The sequence below is a fragment of the Floridaenema flaviceps BLCC-F50 genome (assembly GCF_041929275.2).
GTDB lineage: Bacteria > Cyanobacteriota > Cyanobacteriia > Cyanobacteriales > Aerosakkonemataceae > Floridanema > Floridanema flaviceps.
The window spans coordinates 1,110,510-1,123,668 of sequence record NZ_JBHFNR020000002.1 but is presented as its reverse complement, the minus strand read 5'-3'; the positions used below and the strand labels follow the sequence as shown (position 1 = coordinate 1,123,668).

Genomic DNA, 13,159 nt, shown 5'->3' with positions numbered 1-13,159 from the left:
ATGTAAAGTTTTCGATAGTTTTGAGTTTTGAGTTTTGAGTTTTGAGTTAAGTTACTAACTTAAAACTCATCACTTAAAACTCATCACTATATGTTCCCTTCTTTTTGGTCTGAGCCTTTCCTCTGGATTCATTTGGCTGGTATAGCCGCTTTCCCGATTTGGTTAGGGTTAGTGCTGCTATCTTTAGCGATCGCAGATCCCCTATTGCCAGCTTGGTTAGAGTTTAGTTTAATTGCAGCTATTGGTATTGTTCCGGTTTTGTGGATGCAGTTGGTAAAACCCTTTAATATTTTCTGCATCTTGGTAGTAGCTCTCAAGCCAGAAGTACTAACTGTTGAACAAAGAAAGATTTTGAGTTTATTTAAACGCCCTTTAGAAAAGGTAGGAGCGATCGCCGCACCATTGTTTTTACTTTTGGTGCTGTGGCAAATTTATAGAATGGCTCCTCTGGTATTGGGAATCTCAACTTTAGCACCATCCTGGCGAATTGTTGGTTTGTTAGTTGCTGGAGTAACTTTTCTGTTATCTAATCTGTTTTTTCAGATTCCTTTGAGTGTTTTGGGTGTTTTACTCACTAAAGAATCTACATTTGCGACTACAGAACCTTACCCCGTAGAAAAGATTCCTGCCGATTTTACGATCGCTGGTGTTCAAGTAGATAGAATTTTACCCAGAAAATTGTCGCCAAAAACACCAAGCTAAAATTCAAATTCATTCACAATAGAAGGTACTAAGTCTACTTCATCCACCTAATCTGTTATTCCTCTTTGTGATAGTTATGGCTAAACAACCTACCTCTTCCAACATTCAAGATATTAATGATGCTCAAATCTGGGACAACCTCAAAGAAGCGATCGCTTCTTGTTCCGGTTTTGAGCGCTGGCAATATGAACAACAACTCGATCGAGATGATACCAGCCTTGATTATCGAGTCCGCCGTTATCTACGCGAAACTTTAGAAACATTAGCTTATTAAATCGATCGCTTTCGGTGCAATTAGTTTCTCAATTCTCAAGACTGCTGCTTCTAAGCTGGCAGTTTTTTTCGTTTAAAAACTAAATTACAATTAATAACTTTACTACCTATAGCGCTTGCATATCCAGTGTTGAATGTGGTAAATCAACAGCTAAAAACCTTATAGATGACTTTCATCTGTACCAAGTATAAAAATATAGCACTCAAAATACCCGAAAATGGGTAAAAGCTTGGCAACTCTTATCTATCAGGTGACTATTTTGAACCCGAATTCTCCTAAATCCATTCAACCTGCTAAAACCCTAAAAGCTGGATTAGCCGCATTCTTGCTTTCTGCTTCTAGTGGATTAATTTTACTTCCGGCTGGGGCAAATCAGTTAATTTCCCAACAAACAACTCCCACAGTTGCACCTACAGCTGCCAATATTATTTACGTTAATCCCCAAACAGGTAATGATAGTGCTGGTGCTGGCAACCAAGCTGCACCTTATCGCACTATTACATTCGCGCTCCAACAAGCGCAACCGGGAACAGTAATTCAATTAGCACCAGGTTCTTACACCGCGCAAACTGGCGAAGTTTTCCCCTTAACCGTCAAAAGTGGCGTAAGTTTACGGGGGAATGATTCCACTAGAGGTCAGAGTATTGTAATTCTCGGTGGTGGTAAATATCTTAGCCCCACTTTTGCAGGTCAAAACGTCACAATTATAGCGGAAAGTGAATCTGAAATTCGCGGGGTGAGTGTGACTAACCCGCTCAAACGAGGTACAGGTGTTTGGGTGGAATCGGGCAATCCGACTATTGCTAATAACACTTTTAGTGATAGTAAGCGGGAAGGAATATTTATTACTGGGGAAGCGAATCCCAAAATAGAAAATAACCTGTTTACCCGCAATGATGGCAATGGAATATCTGTGGCGCGTGCTGCTAAAGGGCAAATTTTGCGTAACCAGTTTCAGAGTACAGGTTTTGGTATTGCTATTGGGGGTACATCTTCTCCGTTAATTGCGGAAAATCGGATTCTGCAAAATACTGATGGTGTTTATATTAATGATTCTGCCCGTCCGGTGTTGCGGAATAATTTAATTCAAAATAATGCCCGTGCTGGTATTGTAGTCACGATTAATGCTCAACCTGATTTGGGAACCGACACTGAACCAGGAAATAATATTGTTCGTAATAATGCCAATGTAGACCTGCAAAATGCTACTTCTACAGTTACTATTTTGGCGATCGGGAATGATATTAACCGCAGTCGCATTTCCGGGCGAGTCAATTTTGTCGCCGCAACGGTAAAACCGCCCACTGGTGGAACTAATGCTGCTTTTATAGATATTGAAGGACACTGGGCAAAACCTTATATTGAAGCCCTCGCCGCTAAAGGTATCTTAACTGGTTATGAAGATGGTACATTTCGTCCCAGCGAACCAGTTAACCGCGCCCAATTTGCCGTCATTATTCAAAAAGCTTTTGCCCCCGCACCACAGCGCCCCAGCATGACTTTCGCCGATGTCAGAACTAATTTTTGGGCTTTTCCTGCCATTCAAGCTGCTTACCGAGGTGGTTTTTTATCTGGAGAAGGGCGCAATTTCCGACCTGAACAACAAATTACCAGAGTCCAAGCATTAGTGGCTTTAGCAACTGGTTTAAAACTGCCTAATGGTAGTACTACTGTGCTGACTTTTTACAAAGATGCGGCTCAAATTCCCAGTTACGCCGCCCCAGCTGTCGCCGCTGCCACTAACCAAAAGTTGGTGGTAAATTACCCAGAGCAAAGTCAGTTAAATCCCAACCAAGTTGTCACTAGGGCTGATGCCGCTGCTTTTGTGTATCAGGCGATGGTAAATTCGGGACGTGCAGAAGCGATCGCTTCCCCTTACGTAGTCACCATTTCCTCCAACACCCCATCACAAGCTGGCGGACAATAATCCGTTCGTTGTAAACACTTCAGTGTTTCCTAGTCAAAGAGAAACACTGAAGTGTTTACAACAAACATAAAGCACCAGCCTCAGTTAAGTTCTGGGGCTGGTGCTTTGTTCTGACTTTAAAAAGCTGTCAGTTTTTTTAGATTAGGGGTCTTTATATAGGCTGACCCCATTGAAAAACCTGGTATTTATGTCCAGGAGGGATTTTATAGTCAGGGTCTTTATATAGGCTGACCCCGTTTCAGACTCTTATATTGTGGCAGGAATATAGCGAAATCCTAAAATTGTTAATGTTTTTTTTATATTTCTTACCAAGTTTCTTGAATTGTTGCGTTTTGTAACTTTATCTTTCTTATACGTTACCTGAGTGGAAATTATCTAAATCTTTAGAATTTATTAATATTCCCAGTTATTGATTTACGCTACAAGTCACGCTTGGCTTTTTTCGCCTGGGATTTTTTGGCGGCTCGTGCTTCTAAGCGGAACAGCCACACCATTAAAGCTAATATACCCAGTTGCAGGGCAAAATTAGGCAGGGCGGTGTCAACTTCTCGACCTGCGGTCAGTTGGGACAAAAACACTACAGCGCCAATGAGTCCAGAAGCGCCAAAAGCTATGTAAATAAACTGTCGCAGACCTCGATAAGGGGCTTTGATCTCTTCTTTGAGTCGAGAGTATTTTTCGGAGTTGGGGGGTTGGGGAGTAGTCATGGGATTTTAGATTTTAGATTTTGGATTTGGAAGCCGCCAAAGAATTGTAATACAACTATAATACAAGAAGCCCAGTCAGACTCGATGGGAAGACTGGGTGTGGTTGTCGTTCCCAAGCCAAGACATGGCAAAATTTGCAGATGTCGTCCGATATTTTCGTCCTTATAAGACGATCGCACTTTTGAGCATTACCGCTGCGAGTGTGTTTGAGATCGTTGACCTAGTGGTTCCTTACAGCATTGGGCAAATATTAAACGTGCTATCTGGACAGCGTTTAGATGGCCCATTGCAAACAGCGATCGCAGCAGTAGCCACACTTACCGGGATACCTGCAAATAAGATTTTATCCCTAAGTGTGTTGTTAGCAATCATCTTTTTTGTCACTGTAGTTAGAGCACCAATTCAACCTTGGATTAGTTCTTGGTTTCATTGGAGTATCGCCCTGCGTTCTCGGCGGGACAATTCTCAAAAAGCCTTAGAAAAAATCCTCACCTTACCATTAGAATTTTATGACGAAAACAACCCCGGTCGAATTGCCGGAAGAGTCGCCAGAGGCATTTCCAATCATACCTGGACTTACCCAGAAGTGGCTGGACAATTAATTCCCAAACTCGCCAGAGTCTTGGGAATTTTTGTAATTATTTGGTTGATAGAATGGCGAATTGCTATTCTATTTTTGGTTTCTTTCGTACTAATTCTGGGCTTTAGCCTGAAAAATCTGCAAGACATAATCAAAATCGAAGAACGGATCGATAAGTATATGGAAAATACTGAAAGCCGTACTTCGGAGATTATCACCAACATTAAGACAGTCAAAGCGTTTGCCACCGAAAAAACCGAACTAAAACGACAAAATGAACGCCTAGACCGAGAATTGAAAGTAATTGAATACCGAGTTCACAAAAGTTACGTCAAGTTGAATACTTGGCAAAGAACAGTGATTCAATTCTTTGTGTTCATGATGTTAGGGTTGACCCTAGCTGCGACAGTTGGAGGACAAATTTCTTTAGGGCATTTTGTCACGACTTTAACAGTTTCTAGCATGGCTTATGCCGAGTTAGAACCGATTAGTACCTTGGCAGAAGTTTTTGCTCGTCGCTATGCTTCCATGCTGCGATTTCACGAATTTATTCAGCAACCAGTTAGTGAAGATGTACTCGGTTTAAGCCCAACAGAAAAGAGTTTGCCTCCTACTAATAGCTATCAGTTTACGGGCAAAATTGAGTTGAGCAAAATGAGTTTTGGCTATAGTAGCGATCGCCAAGTCCTGCAAAACATCAACTTGCTAATTGAACCCTATCAAACTGTAGCTTTAGTCGGGCGTTCTGGTTCAGGGAAATCGACTTTAGTCAAATTACTATTTCGGTATTTTGAACCAACCCAAGGGCAAATTTTAATCGATGGAGAAGACATTCGCAAGCTTGATGTTACAGCTTACCGACGCAGATTAGCGATCGTCCACCAAGAAGTAGACATCTTCAACGGTACAATCCTCGATAACCTAAAATATGGCAATCCCAACGCCACATTTGCCGAAGTAGAGGAAGCTTGTCGCATCGCCAGAGTCACCGAAGTAATTGAGGAAATGCCCCAAGGTTACTATACAGTCGTTGGAGAAAGAGGCGTAAGACTTTCTGGTGGACAGCGACAGCGTTTAGGAATTGCCAGGGCGCTGTTAGTCAATCCCGATGTGCTAATCTTTGATGAAGCAACCTCTAGCTTGGATTATGAGTCTGAGCGATCGATCCAGCTAGCAATGCGAAGTATCTTAGGCACTCGTACCACAATAATTATTGCCCACCGACTCAGCACCATTCGGGAAGCAGATAAAATCATTGTGCTAGACCAAGGTCAAGTCGTCGAAGTTGGTACACACGCCGAACTATTGCACCGAGAAGGAATATATCATCGCCTCCACTCACTGCAAGAAACAGGCGAGCTAATTTAAGCTAAAAAAGTGAGCCTTCTTACTGTTTTAGGTAAAAATAAAAGGTGAAAGAAAGCTTTGCTTTCCTTTTACCTTTTATCCTTTACTCCACCTGTTAATTCCCCCGTACTTCCTTTCTACCCCCGTCAGGTAGAAAAGAAAATCAAACCCTTACTCCGGCAAAGAGTTAAGTAATCAGAAAAATACGATTGGGAAAAGACAAGAAAAAATTTGTTTCCAGGATGGAGTAAATGTCTTTTTCCTTCCTTAGCAACCAGTGATTCTCATATCCCAGCAGTCTTACTTACTAACTACCACTGAAAGTGGCCCCCTTTTGGGTAATATTTGGCTTGATATCTCAGCCTTAGTAATCATGCTGTTATTATCAGCCTTTTTTTCGGGCGCAGAAACCGCAATTACCGGACTAGACAATTTTAAACTCCGCGCCTTAATTAAAGAACAAGGAGATCCCCGACGGATTTTTACGTTAGTACTGGAAAACCGCGCCAAGTTTATCACCACTCTTTTAATTGGTAATAACCTGGTAAATAATTTTTCCGCTATTCTGACAAGTAACCTATTTGCCCTTTGGTTAGGTAATGCAGGCATAGGAGTTGCCACAGCAGTTGTCACCTTTTTAGTGCTAATTTTTGGGGAAGTAACGCCTAAATCCTTGGCAATTACTCATGTTATGCCAATTTTTAGGTTAGCAGTGCGTCCAGTTTACTGGCTCTCAATTCCCTTGTCTCCAGTAATTTATCTATTTCAAAACATCGCCCAAAGTGTAATCCGCCTGTTTGAGAGAGGTAGCGTTCCCGAAGGAGAATCTTTAAGAGATCTCCAACTGATGATTGAAGTATTGGGTGGTAAAGGTTCGTTGGATTTAGATAAGCATCAGTTATTAACTAAAGCTTTAACGCTAGACAATCTGATTGCCCGTGACGTAGTTAAACCGAGAATTGAGATGCGGACAATCTCCCACGAAGCAACCTTAGAAGACTTGGTGAATCTTTGCTTAGAAACAGGTTATTCCCGCATTCCCGTACAGGAAGATTCCAAAGATGAAATTGTCGGAGTAGTTCACCTAAAACGAGCATTACAACATCTCAACAGTTGTCAAAAAGACGATCGTTCTAAAGTAATGGTGAGAGAAGCAATGGACTCGCCTTTCTATGTTCCTGAAACCAAGCGAGTACCCAGTTTACTCAAAGAGATGCTACAGTCGCGGTTACATTTGGCGATCGTAGTCGATGAGTACGGCGGAACTGTGGGTTTAATTACCTTGGAAGACATCCTCGAAGAGTTGGTGGGAGAAATTTACGATGAAAGTGACATTCCTCCCAGAGTCAATATCGGTAAAAGTAGACTGCCGCGCCTTTAAACCAAACTCTTCCTTGTCAAGGAATCAAGACAAAAAAAATTTTGAGCAAACCTCTTGCCAACCCAAAAATTGAGTGCTACTATTAGTAATCGTGGATCAAACGGGTCGGTGCCCGAGTGGTTAATGGGGGCGGACTGTAAATCCGCTGGCTATGCCTACGCTGGTTCAAATCCAGCCCGGCCCACCTTCCACGATTGCCCGTGTAGCTCAGTGGTAGAGCACACCCTTGGTAAGGGTGAGGTCACGAGTTCAATCCTCGTCACGGGCTTTTGAACAATCATGATACAGTAAGGGTTTCAGGCTTTTGTCTTGCTTTACCTTTTGTATTAAAACTGGTTAATCAAGTCATCTGACCTAAGAAATTGACATAAAGCGTTCAAGCTTTGAATCCAGGCAAAATCATCGTCACTAACAGGTGGTATCGGAGGCTGAGTGTAGTCGATCGCTAGATCCAGTGCCGCTTCTTCATAAGTTTGTTTCAATACAGCTGGCAAATCAATCACAGGTTCTCGATCGCCTGGGCATAAAGGTAACAAAAAGCACGGTAACGATTCTCGCAAATTAAAGGGATACAGATCTGCGGCTGGGCGACAATTTGCACGGCTGACCAAAATTCGGTAATCGGATGCCATTCCTCCTGCCATAAGCATCGGTTCGCCAGTTCGTAGCAAATCGATTTCCACCAAATGAGCAGTGCTATTCAACACAGCTTGGCGTTTAGCATTGTACTTGACTTTGCCTTCTCCTGCCCGCTTGTTCTTAGGTGAGAGCTTGACTAAATCGGCAAATTCTTCACTAAACTTACTTATAGTTGCCTATAGTGAGGAAGTTATGTGGAAGGTTTCAGAATTTGGAGATTTGGTTGGAGTTTCGGCATCGACACTTCGTAGATGGGAGCAAGAGGGCAAGCTAATCCCAGAGCGCACACTAGGGAATCAGCGAGTCTACAATGAAACCCACTTGGCGACAGCTAGAAGCCTTAAAACAGGAAAATACCCACACAAAGTTTTGATTTATTGTCGAGTCTCATCCAACAACCAAAAAGATGACTTGCAAAGCCAAGTTAAAGCAATGGAGCAATTTTGTTTAGCTCAAGGTGTCTCTGTAACAGAGACAATTCAGGAAGTTGGGGGAGGCTTAAACTTTAAGCGTCCAAAGTTCTTGCAGGTCATTAAGTGGGCAATACAAGGCGAAGTTAATTTGTTATATGTAGCCCACAAAGACAGATTGTGTCGCTTTGGGTTTGAGCTTATCGAACAGTTAGTGCAATGGGGTGGGGGATCGATAATTGTGGCTAACGCCGAAACTCTGTCCCCGCAAGAAGAATTGACTCAAGATCTCCTGTCTATAATCCATTGCTTCAGTTCCCGCCTTTATGGATTACGCAAATACAAAGCTAAAGTGAAGAAAATTGTAGACGGGGTTGATCCTTGCTCTGATTGCAGATATACTTAGCTAAGTAAATAAGTATAGGTAGATTTGGCAATGTACGCAATCAAAAGAGAGTTGCAACTAAATAACAAAGAAACCTCTTTAATGCGTGGCATTGCTGGCTTGAGGAGATTTGTCTACAACTTTGGGCTAGAGATGTTGGTTGCCAGTTGGAGTTTTGAGGGTGTTAAACTGGGCGACTCCAAAGGGATTGATATTATCAAGCAAGTCTTCACCCAAGTAATCATGAAGATGCCTGAGTATGCGTGGACAAAGCAATACCCGTCTACTGTGTATCAGTCAGCTTTTATCGATCTGAAAAAGGCATTTAAGAGATGGCGACAAGGATTGAGTGGTTTTCCCAAAAAGAAAACCAAAAAGAAAGGTGATTCGTTTACGGTTTACAAAACATCTGGCATTTACCCAGAAAAAGGTAAGCCGCCAATCCCTTTTACTAACCGAGTAGTCATCAAAGCAGGTAAAAGAATTCAACTTCCTGGATTAAGGGAATTTAGGCTATCAGAAAAGATAGGCTTTATTTGCAGTTCGCAAACCTTCACGGTTACTAGAACTGCGGATAAGTGGTTTGTTTCTTTTGTGTTGGATGCCGAAAAAGTTCCGACTATCTATCACCCAATGGAACGGGTTGGAGTCGATTTAGGGGTAAAAACTTTGGCAACCGTTTCTGACGGAACTTGTTACGCCATGCCAGGAACTACAAAAAGGGCGAAAACCAAGCTCAGTAAATTGCAATGGCGCAATCGTAACAAGGTTTTAGGTAACAAGAAGTTAGGTATCAGGGCATCCAAAAACGCCAAAGATTATTACTCCAAATTAGCTCGGCATCATGCAAGGATTGGCAATATTCGCCGCGATACGGTTCACAAAATGACAACCGATTTGAGTCGTCGCGCTTATTGCATTCGGATTGGCGCGACCTGAACTGGTCAGTAGAAACTGGGAGCCGACTCCCATAAGGGTTTCACACCCCCTACCCTCATATAAAAGACTTGCAAAAGTCCGGTCACGACCTAGTAAGCAATGAACCAGTCGGAATGCAGACCATAAACGTAACCGAAACTAGACAAGGCCATGTCCGGTTAGGAGCTAGAGGGTTTCTCTAAAGATGAACGAAAGTGAACTATCGTCTAAACTGCGTAAATGCAAAGGAGTGAAAGAGCCTGAAACACTCCAACCAAAATGGTAAATGGGTAGAAACTATAGCTCAATGCTCTATAGATTGTGTGAACAAAATCCCCATCGCAGAATAGATAGCATCTAAAAGAGAAATAAATTCTATTGACACAACAGGGTAAGCCCTACAAAGTCTAAGGACAGGTCGAAATCCTTAGTAGGTCAAAGGTAACAATGACGGAAATCTTTGGAGGGTAAAGGATGGATGAAAAAGCGAATGCTGACCTGTAATGGGTCAGATAAGGGTAGATACCCTTGACCGAAAGGAATAGCAGACTTCATCTGGGTTTTACACGAAATAAGAAATGTAAAGGGTAACGAACTAAGGCACAAGTTAGATATGCTATATCGCATAAACGGAACCGAAGATAAGCTGAAGGACTGGAGCCAAATAAACTGGCACCGAGTCAAGAAAGCTGTTAGAAACCTAAGACAAAGAATATTTCGTGCCAAACAACTTGGTAACTTCCGCAAACTAAGAAACTTGCAGAAGTTAATGCTTAGAAGCTACGCAAACCTGTTATTAGCAATCAGACAAATTACTCAAACCAACGATGGTAAAAAGACAGCGGGGATTGATAAGGAGGTTATTAACACCCCTGCCCAAAGAGTAAAACTTGCGAACAAATGGGGTAAGGTTGATATTAAGCCTACTAGAAGGGTAATGATACCTAAACCCAATGGCAAGAAACGTCCACTTGGTATCCCAACTATTAGAGATAGAGTCTTACAGCTAATAACAAAGAACGCACTAGAACCTGAATGGGAATCCATGTTTGAAGCACACAGCTATGGGTTTCGACCTGGAAGAAGTTGTCAGGATGCTATCGGACAATCCTTTATTAGGCTGTCGTCAAAAAATAACGGCAGCAATGACAAATGGGTTCTAGAAGCTGACATTAAAGGCTTCTTTGACAATATCGCCCACGAATCTATCCTTGAAAGTATTAGGGATTTCCCAGGATATGAACTAATAAAAGGATGGTTGAAAGCTGGTTTCGTTCTTAAAGGAGAGTTCAACCCAACAGAACAGGGTACCCCACAAGGAGGAGTTATTTCGCCCCTCCTAGCCAACATAGGATTGCATGGATTAGAAACATACATAAAATCCACCAACCCCAAACTTGGTGTGGTTAGATATGCTGATGACTTTATAGTTACAGCTAGGGACAAAGCTAGTCTCGAAAAAGCCCAGAACCAGATACAAGCATGGATGAAGCAAAGAGGACTTGAACTCAACTCTGAGAAGACGGTGATAACACCAATAGAAGATGGTTTTGACTTCCTTGGCTTTAATCTAAGGCACTACGATGGCACACTATTAATCAAGCCATCCAAGAAGAAAGTACTCGCCTTCTGTAAAAGGATAGGAGAAGAAATTAAAAAACTAGATGGAGCCACACAGGAAAAAGTCATAGCAAAACTGAATCCCATTCTCAGGGGTTTTGCTAACTACTACAGAGGAGTAGTTAGCAAAGAAACCTTTTGCTATATCTCACACCGAGTATGGCAGTACCTCTGGCGTTGGGCAAAGCGTAGACACCCCAACAAATCACAAGTATGGGTCAAACATCGATACTTCAAACGAGTCAAAGGAGTAGATTGGACGTTCTGTGTACAGACAGAACGCCAAGGCAAGACAAAGGACATTATGCTCTTTAATATTGCCAAAGTTCCAATACAGCGACACATAAAAGTTGCTGGCACAAACTCCCCAGACAACGCAAATCTTAGAGAATATTGGGAAAAACGCTCAGACAAATACGGTAAGGTCTACTGGGAGAAAAACAGCAAATACTATAACGTTGCTAAACTCCAAAACTGGAAATGTCCCGTATGTGGCGACCCACTATTCAACGGTGAAGAACTAGAGACTCATCACATAATACCTGTCGCAAAAGGTGGCTCTGACGACACAGACAACCTAATGCACCTACACGCAGCGTGTCACAAACAGGTACACTCAAAACCCAAGTTGAATGGCTTGAAGTAAAGCTTGAGCCGTGTGTTGGGAAACTGACAAGCACGGTTCTTAGGGGAGGTGCGGGTAGCAATACCCAATCCTTACCCGACAGGATTTAAACGTCTCAGGGATGATGGCGAACCACAAACTTGCATCAGCAGTTAGTGATAATTGCTTCTATGAAGTGCGTCGTCAATTGGTTTATAAACAAAACCACTATGGAACCAAAGTTGAGCTAGTTGACCGATGGTTTCCTTCATCCAAGACCTGTTCTTGCTGTGGACACATTCAGGAAATGAAACTTTCAGATAGAGTGTTTAATTGCCAGAAATGTGACAGCGTAATAGACAGAGATTTAAACGCCTCAATTAACTTGGAAAATGCCCCACCTGAAAAAGTAAGGTCGGCTCGACCTGAACTTAACGCCTGTGGACAAGTTGGTGCCGACACCCTTGGTTGAAGCAGGAAGAAAACACCAACTCAAATTAACAAGTTTAGTTAGGTTTGGATAGGTTTTTCAGAGCAGTACTTCTACCACCGTTACTACTGTTCCTGTTCCCACTTCTCGAATTTCTAAAAACCGCTCTTGGGTTTCTTCTACAATCGGTACTGTCACAACCAATGGTTCACTCAAAGTGACTACGCTTTGTTGAGGTTCAGTTATCTTAGAGCTTCGCTGAAATACTGCAACATCGGGAATGCCAACCAGCAGCGTATCTGAATAAACTCGTTTTTCCACTGCCGCCCGATATTTAGGTGTAATCACTGCATTTAGCGATCGCGCCAGCACCGAAATCAGCCCGAAATGAACCTCTGACCACAATTGAGGGTTTTCCAGATAGGGATTCATTCCCGGAAATTGGGGCGACATAAACCACACCTCTTGCCGTTAATAAGTCTATTGTAAAAGCAGTCCTGAAAGGAGTTAACTTTATGACGATCGCCACCCCCGTTGTTAAGCCCATTAGCCAGCTTGAATTAGCCCCTGGCAGTATCGCGACGCTCAAAGAGGTGACTTGGCAGGAATTTGAGGAGATTTTGGCGGAGTTAGGTGAACGGCGGAATTCTCGAATTGCTTACAGCGAAGGAAAATTAGAAATCATGGTTCCATTGCCAGAACATGAACGGGCAAAGATCCTGATTGCTGATTTGGTGAAAGCGATATTACGATCGCAGGGACGCAATTGGGAACCTCTGGGATCGAGTACGTTCAAACGGGAAGAAGCAGCGGGAGTTGAGCCTGATGAATGTTTTTATATTCAAAATCAACAGGCAGTAATCGGAAAGGATCGAATTGACTTGACTATCGATCCACCCCCTGATTTAGCGATCGAAAGTGATGTAACCTCTAAAACTCGAACTCAAGCTTATCTTGCTATTAAAGTACCGGAAATTTGGATTTATGATTCCGGCAAACTTATGATTAATTTGTTGCAGGGCGATCGCTATATTGAGTCTGAAACTAGTCCCACAATTCCCAATTTAGCGATTCGAGAGATAATTCCCAAAGCGATAGAACGAGCCAAACAAATTGGCACCAGTCAAGCCTTACTAGAATTTGAAGATTGGCTCAGTCAGCAGAAATAGAGAATAGTTAAACCTGCAATGAGACTGCAAAAACTTAAAATGGAAAGACAGAGAAAGAATGGCACT

The 13,159-nt window shown here is 42.5% G+C and carries 13 protein-coding genes and 2 tRNA genes; 12 read left to right on the top strand and 3 right to left on the bottom strand.

Annotated elements, in window-relative coordinates:
• The first annotated feature begins 90 nt into the window (after positions 1 to 90).
• The 3 genes from ACE1CI_RS25115 to ACE1CI_RS25105 all read left to right on the top strand — a co-directional run bounded on the left by ACE1CI_RS25115 (position 91) and on the right by ACE1CI_RS25105 (position 2,903).
• Entirely contained in the window at positions 91 to 702 is a 612-nt protein-coding gene (locus ACE1CI_RS25115; protein WP_413266253.1) for a low-complexity tail membrane protein, read from the top strand.
• Between the two features lie 76 nt (positions 703 to 778).
• Positions 779 to 976, top strand: a complete 198-nt coding sequence (locus tag ACE1CI_RS25110; RefSeq protein WP_413266254.1) for a hypothetical protein — start codon at positions 779 to 781, stop codon at positions 974 to 976.
• A 217-nt stretch (positions 977 to 1,193) separates the two neighbouring features.
• Positions 1,194 to 2,903, top strand: coding sequence for a DUF1565 domain-containing protein (locus tag ACE1CI_RS25105; RefSeq protein ID WP_413266255.1), 1,710 nt, complete (start codon positions 1,194 to 1,196; stop codon positions 2,901 to 2,903).
• Positions 2,904 to 3,322: 419 nt separating this feature from the next.
• Here the strand turns inward: ACE1CI_RS25105 and ACE1CI_RS25100 are convergent, their stop codons facing one another.
• A complete protein-coding gene (locus tag ACE1CI_RS25100) occupies positions 3,323 to 3,610 on the bottom strand; it encodes a photosystem II assembly family protein (RefSeq protein WP_496615795.1) in 288 nt (95 codons plus the stop codon).
• Positions 3,611 to 3,734: 124 nt separating this feature from the next.
• Here ACE1CI_RS25100 and ACE1CI_RS25095 point away from each other — a divergent pair, with 124 nt between their 5' ends.
• The 4 genes from ACE1CI_RS25095 (at position 3,735) to ACE1CI_RS25080 (ending at position 7,186) form a co-directional block, all read left to right on the top strand.
• Complete coding sequence (locus tag ACE1CI_RS25095; RefSeq protein WP_413266257.1) at positions 3,735 to 5,558, top strand: ABC transporter ATP-binding protein; 1,824 nt, start codon at positions 3,735 to 3,737, stop codon at positions 5,556 to 5,558.
• Between the two features lie 256 nt (positions 5,559 to 5,814).
• Positions 5,815 to 6,918, top strand: a complete 1,104-nt coding sequence (locus ACE1CI_RS25090) for a hemolysin family protein (protein WP_413266258.1) — start codon at positions 5,815 to 5,817, stop codon at positions 6,916 to 6,918.
• Between the two features lie 102 nt (positions 6,919 to 7,020).
• Positions 7,021 to 7,102 (top strand) — tRNA-Tyr (locus ACE1CI_RS25085).
• Positions 7,103 to 7,114: 12 nt separating this feature from the next.
• A tRNA-Thr gene (locus tag ACE1CI_RS25080) sits at positions 7,115 to 7,186 on the top strand.
• Between the two features lie 58 nt (positions 7,187 to 7,244).
• On the opposite strand, the gene ACE1CI_RS25075 is transcribed toward ACE1CI_RS25080, so the two are convergent.
• Complete coding sequence (locus tag ACE1CI_RS25075) at positions 7,245 to 7,727, bottom strand: DUF4058 family protein (RefSeq protein ID WP_413266292.1); 483 nt, start codon at positions 7,725 to 7,727, stop codon at positions 7,245 to 7,247.
• 22 nt (positions 7,728 to 7,749) lie between these two features.
• Between ACE1CI_RS25075 and ACE1CI_RS25070 the strand changes: the two genes are divergently transcribed.
• The 4 genes from ACE1CI_RS25070 (at position 7,750) to ACE1CI_RS25055 (ending at position 11,966) form a co-directional block, all read left to right on the top strand.
• Positions 7,750 to 8,373, top strand: coding sequence for an IS607 family transposase (locus tag ACE1CI_RS25070; protein ID WP_459564109.1), 624 nt, complete (start codon positions 7,750 to 7,752; stop codon positions 8,371 to 8,373).
• Positions 8,374 to 8,403: 30 nt separating this feature from the next.
• Complete coding sequence (locus ACE1CI_RS25065) at positions 8,404 to 9,291, top strand: RNA-guided endonuclease InsQ/TnpB family protein (RefSeq protein WP_413266260.1); 888 nt, start codon at positions 8,404 to 8,406, stop codon at positions 9,289 to 9,291.
• Between the two features lie 592 nt (positions 9,292 to 9,883).
• Positions 9,884 to 11,536 (top strand): group II intron reverse transcriptase/maturase, encoded by a 1,653-nt coding sequence (gene ltrA / locus ACE1CI_RS25060; protein ID WP_413266261.1) that lies wholly within the window; start codon positions 9,884 to 9,886, stop codon positions 11,534 to 11,536.
• 100 nt (positions 11,537 to 11,636) lie between these two features.
• On the top strand, positions 11,637 to 11,966 hold the full coding sequence (locus ACE1CI_RS25055) for an RNA-guided endonuclease InsQ/TnpB family protein (protein ID WP_413266262.1): 330 nt from the start codon (positions 11,637 to 11,639) through the stop codon (positions 11,964 to 11,966).
• A gap of 57 nt (positions 11,967 to 12,023) precedes the next feature.
• Here ACE1CI_RS25055 and ACE1CI_RS25050 read toward each other — a convergent pair whose 3' ends face one another.
• The gene (locus ACE1CI_RS25050) at positions 12,024 to 12,377 is read right to left on the bottom strand and encodes a DUF4058 family protein (RefSeq protein WP_413266263.1); all 354 of its coding nucleotides are present in this window, start codon (positions 12,375 to 12,377) and stop codon (positions 12,024 to 12,026) included.
• Positions 12,378 to 12,439: 62 nt separating this feature from the next.
• Between ACE1CI_RS25050 and ACE1CI_RS25045 the strand changes: the two genes are divergently transcribed.
• Positions 12,440 to 13,093 (top strand): Uma2 family endonuclease, encoded by a 654-nt coding sequence (locus ACE1CI_RS25045; protein ID WP_413266264.1) that lies wholly within the window; start codon positions 12,440 to 12,442, stop codon positions 13,091 to 13,093.
• Positions 13,094 to 13,159 lie beyond the last annotated feature (66 nt).